A 24,735-nucleotide genomic window follows, 5' to 3' on the forward strand; every position below is an offset into this window, starting at 1 on the left:
GACATGTCAGCTACCACCAAGATCGCCCTGGGTGTGACTGCGGGATACTTGCTCGGGCGCATGAAGAAGCTGCGGCTCGCGATCACCGTCGGGGGAATGCTCGCCGGCCAGCGGATCGCCACCAACCCGCAGGCCCTGCTGGCGCAGGGGAACAAGCTCGTCGACTCGAACCCGGAGCTGCGCAAGCTCCGCGGACAGGTCACCGGACGCCTGCTCGACGCTGCGCGTGACGCGGCGATGACCACGGCCTCCTCGCGACTCGAGTCCATCACTGCGTCGCTCACGGCCCTGCCGGGTGCCCGTGAGGACGAGGACGACGACGACTACGAGGACGAGTACGCCGAGGACGAGGAGGACGCCGAGGACGCGGAGGACGAGGAGGACGAGGAGGACGCCGAGGAGGACGAGGAAGGCGCGGAGGAGCACGAGGAGGAGCGTCGGCCGCGCCGGCGCCGTTCGCGCACCGCCGCCGCGTCCTCGGACGCCCGACGCGGGTCGAGCACCGGCCGGGCGTCGTCGCGCACCGCGAAGAAGTCCGGGTCGACGGCGAAGAAGACCGCGAAGAAGGCGGCGAAGAAGTCGGGGTCCACGGCCAAGAAGTCCTCTTCCTCCGGCCGCAGTGCCGCCAAGAAGTCGAGCGCTTCCTCCTCGGGCACGCGGAAGAGCTCGAGCAGCTCCGGTGCGGCGAAGAAGAGCACCGGCAGGACCGCGAAGAAGACCACCAAGAAGGCGGCGAAGAAGGCCCCTGCCAGCAAGTCGACCGCCAAGAAGTCGACCGGTCGCCGTACCGGCAAGAAGACGACGAGCTCCAGGAGGTGACGTCATGGCTTCGAAGACCGATCCGATGGATCGCCTGAAGAGTGCCGGAAGCGGTCTGCTCAAGGCCGCCGGCGAGAAGGCGATCAGCAGCGCGGGAGACCGCGTGAAGGGCCTCACCGACCGGTTCGAGGACATCGCCGACGGCGGGCCGATCAGGCAGGCGGTGGCCAAGGGCGCCGAGGCCAAGATGGAGGGCGAGTCGCCGGTGAAGGGTGCCCTCAAGGGCCTCGGCTCGGGCGTCAAGAACGCCGTCACCGGCGGTGGGTCCAAGGGCGGTGGGTCCGCCAAGGCCACGAAGTCCACCAACATCCTGGAGACCATCGACGTCGGCGTCCCGATCGACGTGGCGTACAACGCCTGGACCGAGTTCGACGCCTTCCCGTCGTTCATGAAGAAGGTGGAGAACGTCGAGGCGGAGGAGGACACCAAGCTCGAGTGGAAGGCGCAGATCTTCCTGTCGCACCGCACCTGGGAGGCGACGATCCTCGAGCAGATCCCCAACGAGCGCATCGTGTGGCGGTCCAAGGGGGAGAAGGGCCACGTCGACGGCGCGGTCACCTTCCATGAGATCGGGCCGAACCTGACCCGGATCATGGTCGTCCTCGAGTACTACCCGCAGGGGCTCTTCGAGAAGACCGGCAACCTCTGGCGAGCCCAGGGCCGGCGAGCCCGCGCCGAGCTCCGGCACTTCAAGCGCCACGTGATGACCCGCAGCATCCTCGAGCCCGAGGAGCTCGAGGGCTGGCGCGGCGTGATCGAGGACGGCGAGGTCGTCAAGACGCATGACGAGGTGCTCGACGAGGAAGAGGCCCAGGCCGAGGAGGACGAAGCCCAGGAGGACGAGGGCGACGAGCCGGACGAGGGCGGCGAGGAGTCGGAGGACGAGGAGCCTGAAGACGAGTACGACGAGCCCGAGGACGAGGTCGACGAGGAGTACGAGGACGAGCCGGAGGACGAGGAGCCGGAGGACGAGCCCGAGGACGAGTACGACGAGCCCGAGGACGAGGCCGACGAGCCCGAGGACGAGGCCGACGAGGAGTACGAGGACGAGCCCGAGGACGAGCCCGAGGACGAGCCCGAGGACGACTACGAGGACGAGGAAGACGAGGAGTACGAGGAGGAGCCCGAGGACGAGGAGCGCGGCTCCCGCCGCCGGGCCAGCTGAGGCCGGACCGACCTGACTCAGAAGGAGATCCAGCATGACCGTGCAAGCCCAGAGCCGTGGCAGCGGCTATCTCGACCGGCCCGCCCCGAGCAGCCTCGCCGATGTCGTCGAGATCATCCTCGACAAGGGGATCGTCATCGACGCCTACGTCCGGGTTTCCCTGGTCGGCATCGAGCTGCTGACCGTGGACGCCAGGATCGTGATCGCGAGCGTCGACACCTATCTCCGGTTCGCCGAGGCGACCAACCGGCTCGACCTGCTCGAGCACGGTGGAGGCAGGGAGCTTCCCGACTTCATCCACGACATGCAGCAGAGCGGGGCCGCAGGCAAGGTCGGCGGCGCGGTGAAGGGTGTGAAGAAGGCGCTGTCGAGCGGCGACGACGACGAGGACGAGAACGAGGAAGAAGAGGAGAGGCCGCGGCGCTCGCGCAAGAGTTCGTCGTCGTCCCGACGGCGTAGCTCACGGTGAGCAGCGCAGACGTCCGCCCCGGCACCGGCTTGTTCGTGTACGCCGTCGTGCGGGCCGAGCGCGACCTGCCCGAGGGGCTGGTCGGCGTCGACGGGAACCCCGTCGCCCTGGTGCCGTACGGCGAGATCGGGGCGGTCGTGGGCGAGATCGCGCTCGACCGTCCGCCCGGTCGCCGGGCCGACCTCACGGCGTACTCCGCGGTGATGGAGGCCCTGGTGCCGGGCGGTGCCGTGGCGCCGATCCGCTTCGGCTACGTGCTGCGCGACGACCACGAGGTGGTGGCCGAGGTGCTGGCTCCCCGCGAGGACGAGCTCACCGACCTGCTGGAACAGCTGGAGGGGCGCGTGCAGTACAACGTGCGGGCCAGCTACGTCGAGGACACCGTCCTGGCCGAGATCGTGCGCGGCGATCCCGAGATCCGCCGCCTGCGCGATCGCACCCGCGACCTCCCGGAGGACGCCGGGGTCGGCGACCGCATCCGGCTCGGCGAGCTGGTCTCACAGACCTGGGAGCGGCTCGCCCGGGTGGACGCCGATCATCTGTTGACGGTGGTGGCGCCCGTGGTGGCCGCCCACGCCGTACGTCGCGAACCCGGACCCTCGGCCGCCCTCGACGCAGCACTCTTGGTCGAGACCGAGCGTTCGCAGGAGCTCGAGGACACTCTCGAGATGCTCGCCGAGCAGGCGAGCGGGCGGATGCAGCTGCGGCTGGTCGGCCCGCTGGCGCCGTATGACTTCGTCGGGACCGCGTGAGGTGGCCCCATGGGACTGCTCACCGGTCTGTTGACCCTCCCCGTCGCACCGCTGCGGGGCGTCGTCGCCGTCGCCGAGCAGGTCCGCCGACGCGCCGAGGACGAGTTCTACGACCCCGCCAAGATCCGGGCCGAGCTCGACGAGGTGGACCGGCTGCGTGCGGCCGGCGAGCTCACCGATGAGGAGGCGACGGCCTGGGAGGACCAGCTGATCGATCGCCTGATCGTCGCCGGGCAGATCCGAAGGGAGCGTCATGGCTGATTCCACAGCCAAGAAGTCGCCGGCCACGAGGTCGGCCAAGAAGTCGTCGGCCACGACGTCGGCGAAGAAGTCCTCGACGAAGAAGTCGTCGGCCCAGAAGTCGTCGGCCCAGAAGTCGACGGCGCAGAAGTCGACGGCCCAGAAGTCGACGGCGAAGAGGTCGCCGACCACGAGGTCGACATCGAAGAGGTCCCCGACCAAGAAGCCCGCGAGGAAGCAGAGCCCTCAGAAGTCGAATGACCAGAGCTCGAACGACTCGAACGACCACAGCTCGAACGCCGAGAAGACCTCGTCCTCGAGGCGGACCGCCCCGAGGGCCGAGGCGCCCTCGCGACGCGAGCGCTCCTCCGACGGGCGCGGCGGCCTCGGGAACCGCGTCGCCGGCGCAGCGTTCGAGGCCGTGATCGGCCTCACCGGCAAGTCGGCCGAGTCGGTGACGGGTCTCGAGCGGACCGACGACGGCTGGACTGTCGACGTCGAGGTCCTCGAGCTCGAGCGAATCCCGAGCACGACCGACGTGCTGGGGACGTACCAGGTCACGTTGGACGACGACGGCGAGCTGCAGGGGTGCCGGCGGGTACGCCGCTACCTCCGCGGCTCACCGAACGACGACTGACACCAGTGAGGCGAGTGAGATGAGCGAACGGAGCACGGACGACACACCGGTGTCGCGCGGCGCCTACGCACCGACCGGGTACGCCAACAGGCCCGAGCCGGCCAGCCTCGCCGACATCCTGGAGCGGGTCCTCGACAAGGGCATCATCATCGCCGGTGACATCCGGGTGAACCTGCTGGACATCGAGCTGCTGACGGTGAAGATCCGGCTGCTCGTGGTGTCGGTCGACAAGGCCGAGGAGATGGGCATCGACTGGTGGCGGCACGACCCGATGCTCACCGTCCGGGAGCGCGGCCTCGCCGAGGAGAACGAGGAGCTCCGCCAGCGGGTCGAGGAGCTGGAGTCCCGTGGCTGAGCAGGGCCGCTACCTGTACGCCGTGTGCCGCGGACTCGACGTGGACGAGCTCGACGGACTGCTGGGACTCGGCGACGGGCTCGTGGAGGGTGTCGAGTCCGACGGGCTGGTCGGACTGGTCAGCTCGGTGGACCTCGACGAGTTCGGCGAGGAGGGCCTGCGATGCAACCTGGAGCGCCTCGACTGGCTCGAGATGGCCGCCCGCGGTCACGACGCGGTCGTGCAGGCGGCGGCCGCCGTCGCGCCGACCGCACCGATGCGGCTGGCGACGATCTTCCGCGACGACGACGGAGTACGACGTCGCCTGGGCGAGCAGCACGATCGGATCGCGGCCGTGCTCGACCGGGTCGAGGGGCACGAGGAGTGGAGCGTCAAGGTCCTGACCCGAGACCACGAGGAGCCCGTGCCGGAGGAGCCGCCCAGCTCCGGGGCCGAGTACCTGCGGCGCCGCCAGGAGGAGCAGGCAGCCCAGCAGACCGAGCGGCGTGACGCCGACGAGGTCGCCGAGCAGGTGCACCGGTCGTTGGTGGGGCTCGCGGCGGCGAGCCGCCGACTGCCACCCCAGGACCCACGGCTCACCGGCCACTCCGGGACGATGGTCCACAACGCGGCCTACCTCGTGCCGCGGGATCTGTCCGACGCGTTCAGCGCACGGCTGGGCGACCTCACCGGCGACTACCGGGAGGTGCTCATCGACGCCCGAGGGCCGTGGCCGCCGTACTCCTTCGCGATGCTGGAGGAGCAGTGACGGCGACCCAGCTCTCCGCCCGGGCCGAGGGCCGCTCCGGGTCGCGTGAGACGCAGCCGATCGCGCTGGTGGACCTGCTCGATCGGCTCCTCGGCACCGGGGTGGTCCTGTCGGGCGACGTGCTGATCTCGCTGGCCGGGGTCGATCTCGTGGAGATCCGGCTGCGGGCGCTGATCCGGACAGTGCGGGAGGAGGAGCAGAGATGACCGAGGATCCGTTGACGACCGTCCGCACCCTGCCCCAGCGGCTCGAGACCGACCCGGAGACCGTGCAGCGCGACCTGATGCGGCTGGTGCTCACGATCGTGGAGCTGGTGCGTCAGCTGATGGAGAAGCAGGCGCTGCGACGGCTGGACGAGGGGAGCCTGAGCGACGATCAGGTCGAGGCCCTGGGCACCGCTCTCATGCACCTGGCCGACGCCATGCGCGACCTGCGGGACAGGTTCGGGCTGTCGCAGGAGGACCTCAACCTCGATCTCGGGCCCCTCGGAAGTCTGCTCGGCGACTGACCGGTGCCGCGACGAGCGCTCAGGAGGTGAGCGTCCGCGGCGCCAGGTGCCGGGCGCGCGCGAAGAGGTAGAAGCCGAAGCACGCGATCCCGGCGCCGATCGCGACCACCGCCACGGCTCCGAGCGGAACCTGGATCAGGTGTGCGAGCGACTGGTCCAGACCGCCGGCCTTGCGGGGGTTGTCCCCGACCGCCGCCCAGCAGATCAGGACGCCGATGATCAGGAAGGCCAGGCCCTTCGCGACGTATCCCACCTGACCGACGAGCACGATCGGCAGCCGCCGCGACGAGGTGCGCGCCTCCTCGTCCAGCTGGTCGACGAACTCGCGACGCAGGCCGAAGATCGCCAGCCCGATGCCGACGCCGGCCGCCACGAGGCCACCGGCCCCGAGCAGCACGCGGCCGACCGGCTCGGCGAGCAGGCCCGCCGACGTCTGCCGAGGTGAGGAGCCGCTGCTCCGTCCGGCGAGCGCCAGGTGGGCGGTCGAGAACGCGAGGTACCCGTAGGTGACCACCCGACAGGCGGCGCCGAAGCGCATCACCTGCCGTCGGCGGCCGGAGAGATGCCGGTAGCCGACGAGTGCCGCGATCGTCTGCCAGAACGTCAGGACGGCGAAGCCGGCCGCCAGACCGAGCAGGAGAGGCACGCCGTAGGTCTGTGCGGCGAGGCGATCCAGCGCGCCCCGGCTGGTGGTCCGGTCGTGGCCCACGACCAGGCTGACCGTCGCCGCGCCGATCACCAGGTGGAGCAGACCGTAGCCCACCAGCCCGGCTCGGACCAACGCGTCGAAGGTGGTGCTGCGGCGTGCGGTTCGCTCGACGGTCCGCGCCGAGACGTGCACGCGGGACGCGTTCACTCCGGTGGGCCGAGCGGGGCCGCCGCCCTCTCCGGCGAGCAGGTCGGGACGTTCGGCCGCACCCTCGTCAGCTCTTCTTGCTCGCGGCCTTGCCGCCCTTGCGACCTGCCTTCTTCTTCTGCGCGGTGGTGCCGCCCTGGGAGCTGTTGCCGCCGGAGCCGCTCTTCTTGCCGCCGCGGCTGGACGCGCCCTCGCTGTTGGAGATGCGCGCCGCACGCTCCTTGGACATCCCCTTGTCCTTGAGCTTCTCGTACTGCTTCTCGTTCTTGACGTTCGCGGACTTGCTCGGCATCTGCGGTGCCTCCTCGTGGTCCTGCGGCCACCTTGGTCGGACACCCGCTCCGTACCCGCCCCGACTCGTCGTACGCGTGGGGGCTCGTGTGGGGGCTCGTGTGGGGGCTCATGCGTGGGCGACGCCCCGGGTACGGCCGGACCATGAGGATCGGTTACTTCCTGTCCACGGAGGAGTACGCGCCGGCGGAGCTGCTCGAGCAGGCCGCCGCCGCCGAGGACGCGGGCTTCCACGCGCTGTGGATCAGCGACCACTACCACCCGTGGAACGACGAGCAGGGCAACAGCCCGTTCGTCTGGAGCGTGATCGGCTCGATCAGCCAGGTCTGCTCGCTCCCGGTCACCACGGCGGTCACCTGTCCCACCGTGCGCATCCACCCGGCCGTGATCGCCCAGGCGGCTGCCACCGCCGGGGAGCTGCTCGGCGGCCGCTTCACCCTGGGCGTCGGGAGCGGCGAGGCCCTCAACGAGCACATCCTCGGCGGCCCCTGGCCGACCGTGGAGCGACGGCTCGAGATCCTCGAGGAGGCCGTCGCCCTGATCCGCGAGCTGTGGACCGGACGCGTCGTCTCCTGGGACGGCAAGCACTTCCAGGTCGACCACGCCCGCATCTACAACCTTCCCGAGCAGACGCCCGAGATCTTCGTCTCCGGCTTCGGCCCCAAGGCCGTCGACGTCGCGGCCCGGATCGGCGACGGCTACATCAACACCGCCCCGGACGTCGACCTCGTGCGGCGGTTCAAGGACGGCTCAGGCGGCAAGCCCGCCCACGCGGGCGCGAAGGTGGCGTTCGCGCCGACCGCCGAGGAGGGGTGGGGCCACGCCCATCGGCTCTGGTCGAACGCCGGCCTCCCCGGGGAGCTCGCCCAGGTGCTGCCGACCCCGGAGCACTTCGAGCAGGCCAGCCAGCTCGTCACCCTCGAGGCCACGCGCGAGTCAGTGGTCGCCGGCCCGGACCCCGCGACGCATCTCGAACAGGTGGCGAAGTACCGCGACGCGGGATACGACGAGCTGTACGTCGCGAACATGGGCCCGCACTACCGAGAGATGATCTCCTTCTACGGCGAGCACATCCTCCCGGAGGTGCAGGCGACGCCGTGATCGTCGCGACCCGGGCCGAGAGGGGCCCGGGTCGAGAGGGGCCCGGGTCGAGAGCGACCCGTCACGCACCGTGACGACAAGCTCGAAGTTCCGACGTACGTGGTGCGTCGGATCTTCGAGTCCGGTGCTGGGGACATGCCCGCCACTGCGTCGGGTACCAGGAGTCGAGCCGCGCCCACGGTGCGTGACGCGGGTGGCGGTAGGCCTGTCGGCTGCAGACCGCACGGCCGGCGGGCCGCCCTACCCCTGCGTGACGTCCTCCGCCGGTGTCGAGCGGTGAGGTACGCCGTCGACAGGGAAGCCATCGACGCCTCCGACGCCGTCCGCCTGCCGGCGGGGTTCCCCCGGCCGGCTGGGGTCGAGCAGCACGCCGGTCTGCACCAGGTGCTCGGCGAGGACGTGGAGCTTGATGTTGTGGTGCTGCGAGACCCGCCTCATCACGGCGAACGCCTGGTCGGGGGTGAGGCCGAACCGCTCGATCAGGATGCCGGTCGCCTGACCGATGACGGTGCGGGTCTCCAGGGCCTGGTGGAGCTGTCGCTCCTTGAGGTTCGTGGCCAGCGCGACCGCGGCCTGGGCCGCGAGCACCTGCGCCTCGAGCAGGTCCTCGGGGTCGAAGCCGTCGTCCTTGCGCGAGTAGAGGATGAGGGTGCCGGCGGACTCTCCGCTGGAGTAGAGGCAGAAGCTCATCAGCGACCGGAGCCCGGCCTCCTCGACGACGCGAGGACTCCAGGCGGGCCACCGCGTGTCACCGAACAGATCGTTCGAGACCACTGCCTCACGGCTCCGGACCGCCTCGAGGCACGGGCCCTCGCCGAGGATGACCTGGAGCCGGTCCAGGGCGAGTAGTGAATCGTCGGTCGCCGCAACGGTGCGGATCTCGCCGTCCTCGGCCACCGAGATGCTGGCGTCGTCACAGCCCGGCACCTCGTCGGTGCACAGCTCGACGACGCGTTCCAAGGTGGTGACGGCCGAAGGCTCTTGTGCCAACTCCCGCGCTGCATCCGCGAGGAGTCGGTTGAAGTCGATGTCCATTGCTCCCAGATAGTCGACCGGATGCGACCCGGGAGCCCGCCTTCTGGAGCTCGGTCGCAGCGCTCATTATGGGGGTGATCCCCCGGATGCGAAACGCCAGGTCAGCACGTGTCGCGAGGAACCTCCGAGGGCACACCCGTAGGGGTGTGTTCGGCGGATCGTTCGGCCACCGAGCGACCAGGTGTGGCCACCCGGAACCGCTACCGAGAATCCTCCGCGGGTGTCGCCGCCCCTGACTCCAGCTCCGTCCGCAGTCGTCGTAGCAGCGAGCTGAGCAGGCGTGAGACCTGCATCTGGGTGACCCCGATCTCGTCGGCGATCTCCTGCTGCGTGCACTGGGCGAAGAAGCGCATGTCCAGGATCTTGCGCTCCCGCTCGGTCAGCCGGCGCACTACGGGAGTGAGGACGACACGTGCCTCGGCGGCGTCGATGCCGGTGTCCGGTTCGCCGAGCTGGTCGGCGATCGTCGACGTGTCGGACGACGGCACCTGGTCGAGCGAGGTCGGCGTGAAGCAGCCGTTGGCTGCCATCGCCTCCTCCACGTCAGACACCGGCTCGTCGAACTCCTCGGCCAGCTCGTCCGCGCTCGGCGGATGGCCGAGCCTGGTGGAGAGCTCGGACTCGACGGCGGCGATGCGCCCTTGCATCTCCTGGATGCCACGGGGAGGCCGCACCATCCAGCCCTGGTCGCGGAAGTACCGGCGTACCTCGCCCCGGATCGACGGGACGGCGTAGGAGAGGAAGTCGTGTCCACGGGCGTGGTCGTAGTTGTGCGCGACTCGGACGAGCGCGAGGTAGGCCACCTGTTCGAGATCCTCGTCTGGAATCCCGCGTCGGCGGTACCGCGCTGCGATGGACTCCGCGACCGGCATGTTGACGTCGATGAGCTGCGCGATCAGCTGGTCCTTCTCGGCGTCGGTCGCGTCGTCGATCTCAGTCAGGAGCAGGTGGGTGCGTTCGGCACGGTCGGCGCGTTCGCGAGCGCGGTTCCGAGACGACGAGACGGGGGGAGCGGAGAAGGTGGGAGCCACGGCGAGTCCTGTTCGCATCGATGCGGGTCTGCCGTGGTCTTCAGCAGCCTGGACGGGGAATTGGCCGATGGCTTCAGCGCGGATACCGAGTCCGCAGGCACCACTGCTTCTCCAAGTGCCTGACAAGCACGTTACCCCGGGGTGTTGAAGACCGCGACACCCCTGGGGGTGGATCGTGTCACGAGATAATCCGGGTCGGCCTCCGTGACACCGCGAGGCGCGCCGGGGTCCAAAACCTCCGCCGTTCCAGGGACGAAGGGCCGGTTTGCGGGTACCGGGGCGCCGTGGCCGCTGATCCACCGCAGAACGACGTCTCGGCAGCGGTGGCCGGGTTCGAGCAGAACCCCGACCTGATGCTGGTGGCCCGGGGCCAGGACCTCCACATCGTCGGGGTCAACCAGGCCATGCGTCGGCTGGTGCCCGGCAAGGACCTGATCGGGGTGCCGTTGACCGTCGCGTGGGCCGAGCTGGAGGGCCAGCAGATCTTCGACCTGTACGAGCGCTGCTTCCGCACGGGAGAGGCCGAGGACGGGCACGAGTGGCGACTGGTGGTCGACCGCGGCGCGGGGGAGCCGGCCGAGATCTTCCTGGACTTCGGGGTCTCACCGTGGACCGGCGGCGACGGGCGCATCGTGGGCGTCATCGGTCGCGGCACCGACGTGACCGCGTTGGTGCGCGCCCGGGACGAGGCCGTGGAGCAGCAGAAACGTGCGGCCAGCGAGCTGGCGGACGCCCAAGAGACCGTGCTGGCCATCCAGGACGCGATGCTGCCTCCCGGGCTGCCCGTGCTGCCGCAGGTCGACATCGGCGGGTCCTACATCCTCGCCGAAGAGGGGGCCGCCGCTGGTGGCGACTGGTTCGACGCGGTGGCCCTGCAGGACGGACGGGTGGCCCTGATCGCCGGTGACGTGGTCGGCCACGGCATCGAGGCGTCGGCCGTGATGGGGCAGCTCCGCTCGGCCCTCGTGACGTTGCTGCTGCGCGACTCCGATCCGGAGTCGGCCCTGACCGAGCTCGACCGCTTCGCCCGGCGGCTGCCGGAGGCGCGCGCGACCACGGTGTGCCTGGCGGTCCTCGACCCCGCGACCGGCGGGCTCTCCTACGTCACGGCCGGTCACCCGCCACCCCTGCTGGTGTCCCCCGATGGCCCGAGGTTCCTCGACTCGAGCGGCGCGGGAGTACTCGGGTACGGCGACACCTTCGAGGCGCACACCGCCAGCCTGGCCCGCGGTGACCTGCTGGTCATCTACACCGACGGCATCCTCGAGCGTCCCGGCGTCGCCCCCGCCAGGGCGGCCGCCGACCTCGCGCGCGTGGCCTTCGAGGCGTTCACCGGGCACGCGCCGAACCCGGCCGGGGTCCCGATCGCCGAGCTCGTCTCGTCCACGACCACCGAGCAGCTGTCGCGCGCCACCGGGATCCGCGACGACGTCACGGTGCTCTCGGCGCGCCTGCTCGAGACGCCGCGCGACGACCTGCTGCTGCGCCTGCCGGCCGTCGAGGACTCCGTCCGCGTCGCCCGCGAGAGGGTCGAGGCGTGGCTGACCCCGCTGCACCTGGACCTCGCGTCGGGCCTGGTCGTCCAGCACGCGGTGGGAGAGCTGGTCACCAACGTCGTCCTCCACGCGTACGCCGAGGGGTCACCCGCGGCGGGCGGCCTTCGGGTGCACGCGCGGCTCGGCGAGGACGGCGTGCTGACCGTGCGGGTCGCCGATGACGGCCGGTGGCGCGAGCCGGACGAGAGCTCGACGTACGGGGGACGCGGCCTGTCGACGACCCGCACCCTGGTCGACTCCCTGCAGGTCGTCCACGGAGCCGACGACCATGGCACCACGGTCACGTTCACCCTCCGGCTCCTGCGGACCGCCAACCTGGCCTCGGCGGTCGGACGCCCCGCAACCACCGTCCCCAGGCGAACCCACGACTTCGCGGTGACCACCGGCCGTCGTCCCGGCACGGCCGACGACGGGCCACGTGACGTGGTGACCGTCACCGGAGCCGTCGACGTGTTCAGCGCCCGGTCCCTGGAGCGTGCCCTCGTTGTCGCCACGACGTCGCGATCGGGGGCGGTCGTGGTCGACCTGTCGCACGTGTCGGTGCTGTCCAGTGCGGGGGTCCAGGTGCTCACGGACGCGCGTGAGCAGGCACCGGAGCTGACCTTCGTCGCATCTCCGGCGTCGCCGGCGCAACGGGTCCTGGACCTCGTGCACCTGCCCTACCGCGCCGCGCTGGGCTGAAAGCCTCAGCTCATCGCGCGGACCAGCTCGTCGAGCCTGCGCCGGAGCTCCTGCAGGTCCTCGAGCACGACGGTGGCTCCCTCCTCCTCGAGCTCGGCCCGGCCGAACCCGCCGCAGAGGAGCGCGATCACCGGCAGGCCGGCGTTCGACGCCGAGCGGACGTCCCAGACGGAGTCTCCGACGAGCACGGCGTGCGTCGCGTCGACCCGGTCCAGGGCGACCTCGATCAGCTCGGGGTGGGGCTTGGACTCGCCGGCGTCCTCGCTGGTGGTCGTCGTGCCGACCCGGCCGCCCGCCTCCAGCACCTCCTTCGCGTGCTCGGTGTGACGGGGGATCCCGGAGCTGGCAAGCGCGACCCGGAAGCCCCGGTCGTCGAGCTCGGCGAGCAGCTCCCGGGCACCGGGGAAGGGGACGATGTCGTCGAGGTGCTTGTCGTAGTGCTGCTCCCACCCGTCGCGTACGGCGTCGCCCACCTCCCGCTCCGCCTCGTCGCCGGCGACGGCCGCGACGAGCCGGTCCCCACCCATGCCGATCGCCCGGTGGATGCGCCAGGCCTGGACCTGCCGGCCCTGCTCGTGGAACGACTGCCACCAGGCGAGCGTGTGGTGGTAGTTGGAGTCGACGAGGGTGCCGTCGACGTCGAGCACGACCGTGTCGACGTGGCGCGGGAAGGAGGTCATGCCGCACGAGTACCCGGGCGCGCGCCCACGGATGCACGGTCGGCGTACGGGTACGGGCCCCCGGTGACGACCAGCACCAGCACCGTTGCCCGCACCGTCACCGGCCGGCTGATCGGGGCGCACCTGGTCGAGGGCGAGATGACCCCGGGTGCAGAGATTGCGCTCCGGATCGACCAGACCCTGACCCAGGACGCCACCGGCACGATGGTGATGCTCGAGCTGGAGGCGATGGGCCTCGACCGCGCCCGGACCGAGGTGTCGGTCCAGTACGTCGACCACAACCTGCTGCAGTCGGGCAGCCGCAACGCGGAGGATCACGAGTTCCTGCGGTCGGCCTGCCGGCGGTTCGGGCTGTGGTACTCCAAGGCCGGCAACGGCGTCTCGCACCCGACCCACATGCAGCGTTTCGGCGTGCCGGGCAAGACCCTGGTCGGCAGCGACAGCCACACGCCGGCCGCCGGGTCGCTGGGGATGCTGGCTATCGGCCTGGGCGGGATCGAGGTGGCGCGCGCCATCGCCGGCGAGCCGGTCTACCTGCGGATGCCCGAGGTGTGGGGGGTCAGGCTGACCAACGAGCTGCGGCCGTGGGTCAGCGCCAAGGACGTGATCCTGGAGATGCTGCGCCGGCACGGCGTGAAGGGCGGCGTCAACCGGGTCGTGGAGTACTACGGGCCCGGCGTCGACACGTTGACCGCGATGGACCGGCACGTGATCGCCAACATGGGTGCCGAGCTCGGCGCCACCAGCACCGTCTTCCCGTCCGACGAGAGAGTGCGGGAGTTCCTGCGGTCGGAGCAGCGCGGGGACGACTACGTCGAGCTGGTCGCCGACGAGGATGCCGAGTACGACGTGCACGAGGCGATCGACCTGGCCGCGGTCGAGCCGATGGTGGCGAAGCCCAGGTCACCGGGCAACGTCGTGCCGGTCCCGGAGGTGGCGGGCACCGAGATCGAGCAGGTGGTGATCGGCTCGTCGGCGAACCCCGGCCTGCGGGACTTCGCGATCGCCGCTGCGATCGTGCGGGGTCGGCAGACGGACCCCTCCGTCTCGTTCGACGTCAACCCCACGTCACGTCAGATCCTGCAGGACCTCACGAAGATGGGGGCGACGCTCGACCTGATCGCGGCCGGCGCCCGGCTGCACCAGTCCGGCTGCCTCGGCTGCATCGGCATGGGCCAGTCACCGACCAGCCACGGCAACAGCCTGCGCACGATGCCACGCAACTTCCCGGGCCGCTCAGGCACCGCCGACGACCACGTGTACCTGTGCTCGCCCGAGACCGCGGCCGCATCGGCGCTCACCGGCGTCATCACCGACCCGCGCACACTTCCGGAGCGACTCGGCCTGGAGCACCCGATCCTCGACCTGCCGGCGGAGTCGAGTGTCAACGCGGCGATGCTCGAGGAGCCCCTGTCCGCCGACGAAGCGGCGGAGGTCGAGCTGGTCAAGGGCGCGAACATCGGCGACCTGCCCGAGCTCACGGCGTACCCCGACCAGGTGGAGGCGCCGGTGCTGGTGAAGGTCGGCGACGACATCTCCACCGACACGATCATGCCGGCCGGCGCGGAGGCGCTGCCCTACCGCAGCAACATCCCGAAGCTCGCCGAGTTCGCGTTCCGCGACGTCGACGGCGACTATCCGCGCAAGGCCCTGGACTCCCGCGACGACACGGGGCACGTGATCGTCGGCGGCTCGAACTACGGCCAGGGATCGTCCCGGGAGCACGCCGCGATCGCCCCGCGCTACCTCGGCCTGCGGATGGTCCTCGCTCAGTCGTTCGCGCGGATCCACTGGCAGAACCTGGTCAACTTCGGGATCCTCCCGCTCGAGCTGGACGAGGCCGACTACGACGCGATCGAGGTGGACGACGTGCTCTCGCTGGACGGCGTGCACGACGCGTTGACCGGTGACGTCGAACAGCTCACCGTGCGGAACACCACGCAAGGCACCGAGTACGCCGTGCGTCACCGGCTTTCGCCGCGTCAGGTCGAGGTCCTGCTGGCCGGCGGGCTCATCCCCTGGCTGCGCGACCGCTGACCCGGAGCAGGTGGGCGAAGACGACCTCGTTGCCCACGTGGTGCCGGATGGCGGGGTCGAAGTCGCTGCACGTGATCAGCCGGAGGGAGGGCTGCGAGAGGTGCCGGCTGCCGTAGACGAGGGTCGTCGGGAACTCGGTCTTCCTGAAGTCGCGGACCGCGTCGACGCGGAAGGTCAACGTGCGCCGGTCGGCACGGTGTACGACGACGGCGTCGCCGGGCGCGATGTCGCCGAGCCGGAAGAAGACCGACGGACCCGCGGTGCTGTCGACGTGACCCTCGATGATCGACGGTCCTGGCTGGCCCGGCGTGGGGGAGTTCTCGAACCAGGCGGCCTCGTTCAGGTGAGGTCCGGGCTGGGGGACGGCGAGGGAGCCGTCAGGCGCCAGCCCGATCGGGTTGACCGGGGTGTGCACGCCGATCGCCGGGATGGTGAGTGACACCGGGCGCGAAGGTCCCAGCGGTCCTCGCTCGGGCCGGGTCTTCTGACCACGGCTGTCGTTCTGGTGCGGCGTCGCCGTGCCGCCGGGCGGGTCGATCCGCCCGGCGGGCCGGGGCTGCGGCGCACTCACCTGTGCGCGCACCACGACGACGACGAGGACGACGGCGGCCACCACGGCTGCAAGGCCCAGAGCCAGCAGGCTCCTGCGGCCGGGTGACCAGCCGGATGTCGTCATCGGTCGGTCAGGCCCTTCCCGACGTGCGGCGCACCGTGTAGATCGCGGTGCCCGCTCCGGCCACGAACAGTGCGCCCGCCAGGGCGAGCAGGCCGGAGTCCTCCATCCCGCCGGTGGAGCCCGACCCCGTGGCCACGCCGCCGGCCGGCATCGCGTGCAGCGCGCCGCACAAGGCCGGCGAGGTCGCGGCGAGCGGCAGGCTCTTGACCAGGTCGCTCTTCTCCTTCTGTGCCTGGGCGCTCAGCGTCGACGGGTCGTCACCGTGGACGACGATCACCGCGGTGTCGTTCTGCAACGACGCCATGACCTTCGGGTCCAACTGGATCGTCCGGTGGTAGTCCGTGCTCGGTCCGGCGGGAGCGATCTTGATGTTCGTGCCGGCTGCGGGCGAGGTGTCTCCCGAGGTGGAGAGCGTGGTGCCGATGGCGCCGTACGCCGGCCCACCCTCGGTGGTGCTGATCACGCCGTCACCGTTCTTGTCGGCCGACGGTCCCGGGCAGACGCCCGACGCGCCGATGTGGATGTGCTGGACGTGCGGGTACGGCGCACCGTTGAACTGCCCCGCCAGGCCGGACCAGCTCTCGCTGATCGTCCCCGTGTCGCCGTTCAGGGTCAGCGTCAGCATCCCCGACCCCGACTGGTGGTTGAGCGGGTTCAGCGTCGCCTGGTACGACGTGCCCGAGTCGGCCACGGCGGGACCCGCGGCGAACGCCAGCGGCGCCGCTGCACCGGCCGTCAGCGCGGCCAGCGGAGCCAGTACGCGAAGTGCCTTCTGCATCGTCTTCCTCTCTCCGTTCCGGCGCCCGAGGGTTTCGGTCCCGCCGGGCTCTGTTGTCCGGGGGTTCGTCGGCCACACGGGTTGCGGTTTGGTCCGGCTCGGAGAGGGCTGCCGGAGCGGGTCGAGAGCGAGCGGGCCAAGCCGGAAGCCGAGCCGTGCCGAACCCCTGACGGGACACCGCCACCGCCATCGCCCCGGCGTCCCGGAAGGAGAACTGTGAACCGCCGCCTCATCGCCGTCCTCGCGGCCGCCGCCGCCGTGCTCCCGATCGTTCTGGCCGCGTGCGGGTCGTCGCGCTCGTCCGAGCCGGCCGCGACCCACGTCATGCCGGACGGCCGCACGATGAGCGGCTCCGCGATGCCGGGGATGGCCCCCTCGATGGGGTCGGACGGCTCCGGCGCCGGCCCCTCGTCGGCCGCCGCGATGATCTGCGGCTCCGAGACCCGTGACGCGGTGCGGCGCACCCTCGGGCTGGACCGCGCGCCGGTGGGGCTGCACGCGTGGCAGCCGCCTCTGTTCACGTGCACCTACCAGCTGCGATCCGGCGCCCTGCGGCTGTCGGTCAGGGACCTCGCCGCGGCCGCGGCCGGTCGCGAGTCCTTCGCCCGGCTCCGGACCCGGCTGCCCGGCGCGACCCGGATCCGTGGCGTCGAGTCCTTCGGGTTCCCGGCGTTCGAGACGGCACGCGGTGACGTGGTCTTCCTCAAGGACCACAAGACGCTGTGGGTGGACGCCAGCCGGCTCGGCTCGTCCGCTCTCCCGGCCGGGACGAGCCGCCAGGACGTCGCCTACGGCGTCGCCGCTGCGGTGATCGCCTGCTGGTCCGAGTGACCGGTCACGCCGACCGTCCCCGCCGCAGCCGGCGCCCGGGACGGGCGCCGGTCGGCTCGCCGTCGCGGAGCGCGAGCACGCCGTTCACGACCACGTCCCGGACGCCGACCGACAGCTGATGGGGCTCGGCGAACGTGGCCCGGTCGGCCACCGTGTCCGGGTCGAGGACGACGAGGTCGGCGGCGTACCCGGGCTCGAGGACGCCGCGGTCGGTGAGGCCGAAGGTCTCGGCCGGCAGCGACGTCATCCGGCGTACGGCGTCGGGCAGCGTCAGCACGCCGAGCTCGCGCGTGTAGTGGCCGAGGACGCGCGCGAACGACCCGTACGCGCGCGGGTGGGTGGGGGAGTCGAGGCTGCGGCCGGCCGGGGCGATCGACGCGGCATCGGAGCAGACGCCGACCCACGCCACGGCGAGCTGCCGGCGCAGGTTGTCCTCGCTCATCGAGCGGAACGCCGTGAACACCGACGTCCGCTCGGTCGCGACCACGTCGAGGGCCGTGTCGACCGGGTCCTGACCGCGGTCGGCGGCGATCTCGGCCAGGGTGTGACCCTGCCACCGCGCGTTGTCGGGATGGCGCAACCGGAGCAGGAGCACGTCGTCGGCGCTCGGGGTGTCGCCGTACCGCCCGAGCGCCACCATGTCGGCGCGGATCTCGCGTCGAGCCGCGTCGTCGGCGAGGCGATCGTAGAGAGCGTCGGCCCCTCCCTCGTGCCACCTCGGCGGGATGGTCGAGGCGAGCCCGGTGCCGCTGCGGGTGTAGGGGTACACGTCGGCTCCGATCCGGACGCCGTCGTCGCGCGCGCCCTGGAGCTTGGCGAGGGCGTGCTCCATGAGCGGCCACTGCGGCTGCCCGGCCGCCTTGAGGTGCCACATCTCACCGTGGACCCCGGATCTGCGCACGATCTCCAGGAGCTCGTCGATCGCCGGGAGAAGCCCGGACCCCTCGTCGCGGACGTGCGACGCGTAGGTGCCGCCGTACCGCCCCGCGACCTCACACAGCGCAACCAGCTCCTCGGTGCCCGCGTAGCTCCCCGGTGCGTAGATCAACGACGACCCGATGCCCAGCGCACCGTCGGCCATCTCCTCGGCGACGAGCCCGCGCATCGTGTCGAGCTCGGCATCGGTGGCCGGGCGGTCGTCGTACCCGACACCGTGGATGCGCATCGTCTCCGCCCCGACCAGTGACGCGACGTTCTGCGTGCAGCCGGCGCGCTCGACGGTGTCGAGGTACTCCGAGAGCCGCGTCCACGTCACCTCCACGCCGTACGTCGCAGCCTCGCGCTGCTGCGCCTCCCGGCCCGCCACCGGCACCGGACCCATCGACTCGCCCTCGCCGAAGATCTGCGTGGTGACGCCCTGCACCAGCTCGCCCAGCGACGTCCCGTCCTCGAGCACCGAGTAGTAGGAGTGGGAGAGCGGGTTGACGAAGCCGGGACAGACCACCAGCCCCGCCGCGTCGAGCACGGTCGCCGCCGGCTCGTCGGGCGGGAGGTCGCCGACCGCCACCACCCGGTCGCCGGAGATCGCCACGTCGGTGACCCTCGGCTCGGATCCGCGCCCGTCGAGCACGCGCCCGCCGCGCACGACCAGGTCGTACACCACGCCGCTCAGCCCCGGGTGGGTGCCGGGCGGGGCGGGCGGAGCTCGCTCATCACCCGGAGCCCCGGCTCGGCGTGGCGGATGCTGCCGATGGTGTTCACCAGGGCCGCGGCCGTGACGAGGTCGCCGTGCAGTCCGCCGGGGACGGTGAGGTGGAGGTCAGGGTCGCCGGTGAGCCAGATGTCGTCCTGCGACGGACCGATCCCGACCGCCATCTGCAGGTGGAGCCGGACCCGCTCGACGCCGTCGACCCGGACCACCGCGACCTGGTCGATGCCGGCGATGCGTCCCGGCTCGATGGTCCCGAACGCCGAGGCCGTGGCCGTGGCGGCGATCACCGGCTGGATGGTCTCGGTGGTGTCGGAGGCGTCCCAGCCGAGCGCGGCTGCGACCGCCTGCGCCGACTCGGTCAGCCCGACGTGCCCCATACCGCCGTCCGAGACCCGGCGGTCGAACTCGTCGGCGGTGATGCCTGCCCCTACCTTGGCCTGCAGCGGCTTCCGGCGCTCTCCGGCGTCCTGCACCCGGTGGACCTTCACCGAGTCGACCTGCTTGGTCGCCCCCGAGAGCACGACCGGGAGGTAGTCCATCGCGAAGCCGGGGTTCACCCCGGTGCCGACCACCGAGACACCCGCCTCCTTGGCCGCGGCGTCGAGGCGGGCGGCCTCCTCGGGAGCCTGTACCCAGGGGTAGGAGAGCTCCTCGCACGAGGACACCACGTGTGCACCGGCCTCGACGGCTGCGAGCAGCTCGGGCAGGCAGCGGGCCAGCGACGAGGACGTCGTGTGGGTGACGACCAGGTCGTCCGTCGCCGGGACCTCCGCGAGGCTCGTCACGATCGTCACGTCGGCACCGTCGGTCGACTCGCCCAGCGCCGAGCCGATCGTCGTACCGACGAGCTCCGGGCTGATGTCGCAGGCCGCCACCAGCCGGAGGTCGGCCCGCCTGAGCACGAGCCGCACCACCTCGCGACCGATCGCACCGAGCCCGACGTGGGCGACCTGCACCGCGGAGTCCGTCATGTGTTTCCTTCCGACGTGGTGGTCCCAGGACTATCACGTCGTTCGGCCCGGCAACGTCCCCGTCTCCGGCTACGCTCGCCGGGTCGTCCGGCGTCGTCCAGGGTGGCTGGGCGCGGGCGGGGGAGGAGACGGGGATGCCCTTGTTCGGGAAGGGACGCGGCGACGGACCACCGCGCGCGTGGGTCAAGGCCCTCGAGACTCTCGTGGAGCCGCTGCCCGGCAGCCGCGAACTCGTCGACTACGTGCTCACCGGTCGAGAGGCCGCCGCTCTCGGCGGCCTGCGGAAGGGCGCGGCGTGGTCGGCCATCACCAAGGCCAGGCATCGGACCCCCGAGGCGGTGACAGAGCTGTACGGTGGGTTCGGCTGCGTCGACGCCGACGTGCTGCGCCGGTGGGGACGCGTGCTCGAGGCCACCTTCAACACCACCTGGGGCATGACGACCGGTCCGGTGGCCGGTGGCCATTGGCACGAGCTGATGATCAACCACGCCCGGGTCGCCGCTCCTACCGGCCCGCTCCCGCTGACCTTCCCCGACCTCGCCCGGATCGCCGCCGTCGACGGTGCCTCCGAGTCCGACCTGCTGGGCGCGGCGTTCCAACTCGCGCGCTACTCGCGCTACCAGCGCAACGCCGCGCGTGGCCACCTGCACCGCATCCCCGGCTTCGCCGACGCCCTCGCCACCCACCCGCAGGTCGTCGGACCCGCGCTCACCGGCGGAAACCCCGAGCAGCGCCTCGCCGCCCTCGCCATCGTGGGGGCTTCCCTCTCCGACGGTGCGCTCTCGGCGTACTCCCAGCAGATCGCGGAAGCCGCGACCACGACCAGTGCCCAGGTGCGCGACGCCGCCCGTCCGCTGCTGGACCGGCTGGGCGGCACCGTGGTCGAGCCGCTGCGAACGCTCGCCACGGATGCCAAGCCGGAGCAGCGTGCGCGGTCGCTCGAGCTCCTCCTCGCGATGCCGGACCAGCGCGACTGGGCGGCCGAGACCGCGGCGGCGGACCGGGCAGGCACCGTCCGGGCGGTGGTGGCGGCCCGGGCGGCGGCCGATGGCGGCGAGCCGGTGGACGACCTGGTCCTGCCGGAGCAACCGCCCCTGCCGTCCTGGGAGGTGCCGCGCGAGACAGCCGAGGCCGTCGCTGCGCAGGTCATCGCGGCGCTGGCGGACGCGGTCCGGCGGCACAACGACCGGGCGCGGGCGCACCGGCTGAAGTTCCCGCAGCTCCCTCCCTTCCAGGAGACTCCGGCGCCGGGGCCGAGCGAGGCGACGTCGCTCGCCCGCCTGCTCGCCGCACCCGAGCCGGCGTCCAGGCAACGGTTCGAGCTGGCGGTGCCGGCGCACTTCCTCGCCCCCGTGGCGGAGGTCATCGAGGGCGAGGGCTACCCCGCCCCGATCGCGCTCCAGGTGATGGCCGCCCTCGGCTTCTTCGCCGGTGAGCACGGCGCCTATCGGCGGTACGCCGACGTCGTCGAGCGACTGCACGCCCGCACGGGCGAGCCCGACCTGCTCACCCTCCAGCGCATGCTCGACGAGGTCGGGTGTGACGGACGCCAGGTCATCTGGTCGTCGTACGCCTCCTCCTGGGGGACACGCCTCGCGAACGACTGGCCCGACGAGCAGGTGTGGCCGTTCGTCGCCACGCACCTCGACTGGCTCCTGGCCAGCCGCGCGAGCGAGAGCTGGGGTCATGACCAGCACGCGATCTTCCGCGCGCTCGCGACGTTCCCGACGCCTCCCGCTCGTGTGGTCGACCGCCTGTACGCGATGGCGCTCGGCTCCCGCAAGGGTGACCGTGGCCCGGCCCAGGCCGCCCTGGAGCGCGACCCGCAGCGCTCGGTGCGCGCCGCGGCCGCGCTCCAGGACGGCAAGGGCGAGACCCGGATCGTCGCGGCCCAGTGGCTGGCCCGCATCGCCGATCCCGCCACGCTGCCGCAGCTCCAGGCGGCGTGGAAGAAGGAGAAGCAGGACGTCATCCGTGGTGCGCTCCTCGACGCGCTGGTGGCCCTCGGCGAGGACGCCGAGACCTACCTCGACCCCCGGGCGACGACGGCGACGGCCGAGAAAGTGGTCGCCAAGGGGATGCCCGCGAGCCTGTCCTGGCTCGACTGGGACGTCGTGCCCGAGGTCACCTGGGCGTCGTCCGGAGACCCGGTCCCGCGAGTGGTCGTGCAGTGGCTGTGCGCGGTCGCGGTGAAGACCAGGTCGCCCGAGCCCGACGCGGTGCTCCGCCAGTACGCCGCGCTGCTCGACGTCGCGGGCCGCGAGCGGCTCGCCGTACACCTGCTCACGGCATGGCTGCGCGAGGACGTCCGGCCCATCTCGGCGGCCGAGGCCGAGCAGCGCGCTGCACAGAACGCCGCGTCGTTCCACCGGTGGTACTCCCAGAGTCCTGGAAGTCCCTACTTCGGCATGACCGTCGAGCAGCTCACCGCGGCGATGCTGCCCAGCTTCGCACGCCAGCCGGCCGGGTCCGCCACCGCCAGCAAGGGGTTGCTGTCGGTGGTGGCCGCATGCGGGGGCCGCGACGTCGTGCCACCCGCCGAGCGGTTCCTGCGCGAGTGGTACGGCCAGCGGGCCGCGCAGGGCAAGGCGCTGATCGGCATGCTCGCCTGGGTGGAGCACCCGAGCGCGACCCAGCTGGTGCTGTCCGTCGGCTCGCGGTTCCGGACCAAGAGCTTCCAGGACGAAGCCGTCCGCCAGGCCGAGGCGCTGGCTCAACGCAAGGGCTGGACGGTCGACGAGCTCGCCGACCGGACGATCCCCACCGCCGGGTTCGAGGACGACGGCGTCCTCGAGCTGCCCTACGGGCCGCGGACGTTCTCGGCCCGGTTGCAGCCGGACCTCACCGTCGAGCTCCACGACTCCGACGGCAGGACCGTCAAGGCGTTGCCCACGCCGCGTCAGACCGACGACGCCGACCAGGCCAAGGAGTCGAAGAAGGCGTTCACCGCGGCGAAGAAGGAGCTCAAGGCGATCGCCACCTTGCAGACCCAGCGCCTTTACGAGGCGCTGTGCACCGAGCGTTCGTGGTCGGTCGAGGACTGGCAGCGCTACCTGCTCCGGCACCCGGTGGTCGGCCCTGCCGTACGCCGTTTGGTCTGGGTCGCGACGACCGGCGACGACTCCGAGCCCGTGGCGTTCCGGCCGCTCGACGACGGCAGCCTGACCGGGGTCGACGACGACGAGGTCCGGCTGCGCGCCGATGGGCAGGTGCGCCTCGCCCACGACAGCCTCCTCACGGCCGACCAGGTGCAGCGCTGGGTCGAGCACCTCGCCGACTACGAGGTCACGCCGCTGTTCGAGCAGCTCGGACGCGGCGTGCACGCAGTGGCGTCCGAGACACGCTCCGAGCACGAGATCGGCGACTTCTCCGGGCACGTGCTCGAGGCCTTCTCGCTGCGCGGCCGAGCCACCAAGCTCGGCTACACCCGGGGCCAGGCCGAGGACGGCGGCTGGTTCTTCACCTACGACAAGCGCTTCCCGACGCTGGGGATCATCGCCACCATCGGGTTCACCGGCAACGGTCTGCCCGAGGAGAACCGCACGGTCGCACTCACTCGGCTCTCGTTCCGCCGTGAGACCGAGGGGAGGAGCGTGGAGCTCACCCTGGGCGACGTGCCGGCCGTGCTGGTCTCGGAGTGCTGGCACGACATGCGACTGATCGCGGCTGAAGGCACCGGGTTCGACCCCGACTGGCAGAAGAAGACGGAGTTCTGAGTGAGCGGCAGAGTGAGCGGCAGGACCGACAGCGTGACCGACGCGGGCGCGGGAGTCCTCCGCGCCCCCGCGGAGGCGACGTACGCCGACGAGCTCGCCGCCCTGGCCGCGGCCGACGCCGGCAACCGGCCGGGGGGCTGGCGGTTGACCCCGCGGGCGGTCCGGGCCTTCGTCGTCGGCGACCCGGACCTGGGGGTGACCCGCAAGTTCTACGGCGACGACGCGCTGGTCGACCGGTGTGTGGTGACCCTGATGAGCAACCGCGGACTGCTTCTCGTGGGTGAGCCGGGCACCGCGAAGTCCATGCTGTCGGAGCTCTTCGCGGCCGCGATCTCCGGCGACTCGACGTGCACGATCCAGGGCAGCTCGGGCACCACCGACGACCAGATCACCTACTCGTGGAACTACGCCCTGCTCCTCGCCGAGGGGCCCACGCCGCGCGCCCTGGTCCGCGGACCGCTGCACCGAGCGCTCGGTGAGGGAGCGATCTGCCGGTTCGAGGAGGTGACCCGGGTCCAGCCGGAGATCCAGGACGTCCTGATCGGCGTGATGTCGGACAAGGTGCTCCACGTACCCGAGCTCTCCGAGCCCGACGACGTCGTCTTCGCTGCCCGCGGCTTCAACGTGGTCGCGACCGCCAACCTGCGCGACCGCGGTGTCCATGAGATGTCCAGCGCGCTCAAGCGGCGCTTCAACTTCGAGACCGTCCGGCCGATCCGCGACCGCGACCTCGAGCGGCGGCTGATCACCGAGCAGACCGGCGGCATGCTCGCGCACGCCGAGATCGACACCCGGATCGCGCCCGACGTCGTCGACCTCCTGGTCACCGTGTTCCACGACCTTCGCGACGGCGTCACCGAGGACGGCGTCGTCGTCGAGAAGCCGACGGCCGTGATGAGCTCGGCCGAAGCGGTCTCGGTCGGGTACGCCGCGGCGCTCGATGCCCACTACTTCGGCGACGGCCACGTCGGCGGCCAGCACGTCGCCCGGCAGCTGATCGGCACCGTATTGAAGGACAACGCCGACGACGGCACGAAGCTGCGTCACTACTACGACGTCGTGGTCAAGCCGCGCGCGAAGCGCGACAAGCTGTGGAAGGCAGTCCTCCAGACCCGCCCCGAGCTCGACCGCTGACCCGGAGCGACGAGCCC

25 protein-coding genes are annotated in these 24,735 nt (G+C 71.6%); 16 read left to right on the top strand and 9 right to left on the bottom strand.

Annotation, left to right across the window (positions count from 1 at the left end):
- Positions 1 to 3: 3 nt before the first annotated feature.
- From VGK78_RS09180 to VGK78_RS09225, 10 genes are read left to right on the top strand one after another with little or no spacing between them, the layout of a single operon-like run.
- On the top strand, positions 4 to 819 hold the full coding sequence (locus VGK78_RS09180; protein ID WP_331527313.1) for a hypothetical protein: 816 nt from the start codon (positions 4 to 6) through the stop codon (positions 817 to 819).
- Positions 820 to 823: 4 nt separating this feature from the next.
- Entirely contained in the window at positions 824 to 1,984 is a 1,161-nt protein-coding gene (locus VGK78_RS09185; protein ID WP_331527314.1) for an SRPBCC family protein, read from the top strand.
- A gap of 34 nt (positions 1,985 to 2,018) precedes the next feature.
- A complete protein-coding gene (gvpJ, locus tag VGK78_RS09190) occupies positions 2,019 to 2,453 on the top strand; it encodes a gas vesicle protein GvpJ (RefSeq protein WP_331527315.1) in 435 nt (144 codons plus the stop codon).
- Entirely contained in the window at positions 2,450 to 3,205 is a 756-nt protein-coding gene (locus VGK78_RS09195) for a GvpL/GvpF family gas vesicle protein (RefSeq protein ID WP_331527317.1), read from the top strand. Before gvpJ ends, VGK78_RS09195 begins: the two co-directional genes overlap by 4 nt.
- A 9-nt stretch (positions 3,206 to 3,214) precedes the next feature.
- Positions 3,215 to 3,466 carry a gas vesicle protein GvpG gene (locus VGK78_RS09200; RefSeq protein WP_331527318.1) on the top strand — a complete coding sequence of 84 codons (252 nt, stop codon included), beginning with the start codon at positions 3,215 to 3,217 and terminating at the stop codon, positions 3,464 to 3,466.
- On the top strand, positions 3,459 to 4,082 hold the full coding sequence (locus tag VGK78_RS09205; RefSeq protein WP_331527319.1) for a gas vesicle protein: 624 nt from the start codon (positions 3,459 to 3,461) through the stop codon (positions 4,080 to 4,082). The genes VGK78_RS09200 and VGK78_RS09205 overlap by 8 nt, the downstream gene beginning before the upstream one ends.
- A 19-nt stretch (positions 4,083 to 4,101) precedes the next feature.
- The gene (locus VGK78_RS09210; RefSeq protein ID WP_331527320.1) at positions 4,102 to 4,437 is read left to right on the top strand and encodes a gas vesicle protein; all 336 of its coding nucleotides are present in this window, start codon (positions 4,102 to 4,104) and stop codon (positions 4,435 to 4,437) included.
- The gene (locus VGK78_RS09215; RefSeq protein WP_331527321.1) at positions 4,430 to 5,185 is read left to right on the top strand and encodes a GvpL/GvpF family gas vesicle protein; all 756 of its coding nucleotides are present in this window, start codon (positions 4,430 to 4,432) and stop codon (positions 5,183 to 5,185) included. Before VGK78_RS09210 ends, VGK78_RS09215 begins: the two co-directional genes overlap by 8 nt.
- Positions 5,182 to 5,391, top strand: coding sequence for a gas vesicle protein (locus VGK78_RS09220; RefSeq protein ID WP_331527322.1), 210 nt, complete (start codon positions 5,182 to 5,184; stop codon positions 5,389 to 5,391). Before VGK78_RS09215 ends, VGK78_RS09220 begins: the two co-directional genes overlap by 4 nt.
- Entirely contained in the window at positions 5,388 to 5,693 is a 306-nt protein-coding gene (locus tag VGK78_RS09225; RefSeq protein ID WP_331527323.1) for a gas vesicle protein K, read from the top strand. Before VGK78_RS09220 ends, VGK78_RS09225 begins: the two co-directional genes overlap by 4 nt.
- 19 nt (positions 5,694 to 5,712) lie before the next feature.
- Here the strand turns inward: VGK78_RS09225 and VGK78_RS09230 are convergent, their stop codons facing one another.
- Both VGK78_RS09230 and VGK78_RS09235 read right to left on the bottom strand, forming a co-directional pair.
- The gene (locus VGK78_RS09230; protein ID WP_331527324.1) at positions 5,713 to 6,549 is read right to left on the bottom strand and encodes a DUF1206 domain-containing protein; all 837 of its coding nucleotides are present in this window, start codon (positions 6,547 to 6,549) and stop codon (positions 5,713 to 5,715) included.
- Positions 6,550 to 6,616: 67 nt separating this feature from the next.
- Complete coding sequence (locus VGK78_RS09235) at positions 6,617 to 6,841, bottom strand: DUF7218 family protein (protein ID WP_331527325.1); 225 nt, start codon at positions 6,839 to 6,841, stop codon at positions 6,617 to 6,619.
- 143 nt (positions 6,842 to 6,984) lie between these two features.
- Here VGK78_RS09235 and VGK78_RS09240 point away from each other — a divergent pair, with 143 nt between their 5' ends.
- Entirely contained in the window at positions 6,985 to 7,941 is a 957-nt protein-coding gene (locus VGK78_RS09240) for a TIGR03557 family F420-dependent LLM class oxidoreductase (protein WP_331527326.1), read from the top strand.
- A gap of 240 nt (positions 7,942 to 8,181) precedes the next feature.
- On the opposite strand, the gene VGK78_RS09245 is transcribed toward VGK78_RS09240, so the two are convergent.
- Positions 8,182 to 8,976 carry a GAF and ANTAR domain-containing protein gene (locus tag VGK78_RS09245; RefSeq protein ID WP_331527327.1) on the bottom strand — a complete coding sequence of 265 codons (795 nt, stop codon included), beginning with the start codon at positions 8,974 to 8,976 and terminating at the stop codon, positions 8,182 to 8,184.
- Positions 8,977 to 9,176: 200 nt separating this feature from the next.
- Positions 9,177 to 10,007, bottom strand: coding sequence for a sigma-70 family RNA polymerase sigma factor (locus VGK78_RS09250; RefSeq protein ID WP_331527328.1), 831 nt, complete (start codon positions 10,005 to 10,007; stop codon positions 9,177 to 9,179).
- Between the two features lie 284 nt (positions 10,008 to 10,291).
- Between VGK78_RS09250 and VGK78_RS09255 the strand changes: the two genes are divergently transcribed.
- Positions 10,292 to 12,244, top strand: a complete 1,953-nt coding sequence (locus tag VGK78_RS09255; RefSeq protein WP_331527329.1) for a SpoIIE family protein phosphatase — start codon at positions 10,292 to 10,294, stop codon at positions 12,242 to 12,244.
- A 5-nt stretch (positions 12,245 to 12,249) separates the two neighbouring features.
- Here the strand turns inward: VGK78_RS09255 and VGK78_RS09260 are convergent, their stop codons facing one another.
- Positions 12,250 to 12,924, bottom strand: coding sequence for an HAD family hydrolase (locus VGK78_RS09260; protein ID WP_331527330.1), 675 nt, complete (start codon positions 12,922 to 12,924; stop codon positions 12,250 to 12,252).
- 63 nt (positions 12,925 to 12,987) lie between these two features.
- On the opposite strand from VGK78_RS09260, the gene VGK78_RS09265 reads away from it, so the two are divergent.
- On the top strand, positions 12,988 to 14,961 hold the full coding sequence (locus tag VGK78_RS09265) for an aconitate hydratase (protein ID WP_331527331.1): 1,974 nt from the start codon (positions 12,988 to 12,990) through the stop codon (positions 14,959 to 14,961).
- Here the strand turns inward: VGK78_RS09265 and VGK78_RS09270 are convergent.
- Both VGK78_RS09270 and VGK78_RS09275 read right to left on the bottom strand, forming a co-directional pair.
- Entirely contained in the window at positions 14,936 to 15,637 is a 702-nt protein-coding gene (locus VGK78_RS09270) for a class F sortase (protein ID WP_331527332.1), read from the bottom strand. The two genes, VGK78_RS09265 and VGK78_RS09270, sit on opposite strands and share 26 nt — an antisense overlap.
- Before the next feature lie 7 nt (positions 15,638 to 15,644).
- A complete protein-coding gene (locus VGK78_RS09275) occupies positions 15,645 to 16,415 on the bottom strand; it encodes a hypothetical protein (protein WP_331527333.1) in 771 nt (256 codons plus the stop codon).
- Between the two features lie 216 nt (positions 16,416 to 16,631).
- On the opposite strand from VGK78_RS09275, the gene VGK78_RS09280 reads away from it, so the two are divergent.
- Positions 16,632 to 17,246, top strand: coding sequence for a hypothetical protein (locus VGK78_RS09280; protein WP_331527334.1), 615 nt, complete (start codon positions 16,632 to 16,634; stop codon positions 17,244 to 17,246).
- 4 nt (positions 17,247 to 17,250) lie between these two features.
- On the opposite strand, the gene VGK78_RS09285 is transcribed toward VGK78_RS09280, so the two are convergent.
- Positions 17,251 to 18,849, bottom strand: coding sequence for a D-aminoacylase (locus VGK78_RS09285; RefSeq protein WP_331527335.1), 1,599 nt, complete (start codon positions 18,847 to 18,849; stop codon positions 17,251 to 17,253).
- Between the two features lie 5 nt (positions 18,850 to 18,854).
- Positions 18,855 to 19,868, bottom strand: coding sequence for a hypothetical protein (locus VGK78_RS09290; RefSeq protein ID WP_331527336.1), 1,014 nt, complete (start codon positions 19,866 to 19,868; stop codon positions 18,855 to 18,857).
- Positions 19,869 to 20,002: 134 nt separating this feature from the next.
- Here VGK78_RS09290 and VGK78_RS09295 point away from each other — a divergent pair, with 134 nt between their 5' ends.
- Both VGK78_RS09295 and VGK78_RS09300 read left to right on the top strand, forming a co-directional pair.
- Positions 20,003 to 23,584 (top strand): DUF4132 domain-containing protein, encoded by a 3,582-nt coding sequence (locus tag VGK78_RS09295; protein ID WP_331527337.1) that lies wholly within the window; start codon positions 20,003 to 20,005, stop codon positions 23,582 to 23,584.
- Complete coding sequence (locus VGK78_RS09300) at positions 23,585 to 24,718, top strand: AAA family ATPase (RefSeq protein ID WP_331527338.1); 1,134 nt, start codon at positions 23,585 to 23,587, stop codon at positions 24,716 to 24,718. It abuts the gene before it with no gap.
- Positions 24,719 to 24,735: the final 17 nt, after the last annotated feature.

The organism is Nocardioides sp., assembly GCF_036503465.1.
In the GTDB taxonomy this organism is placed as follows: Bacteria; Actinomycetota; Actinomycetes; order Propionibacteriales; family Nocardioidaceae; genus Nocardioides.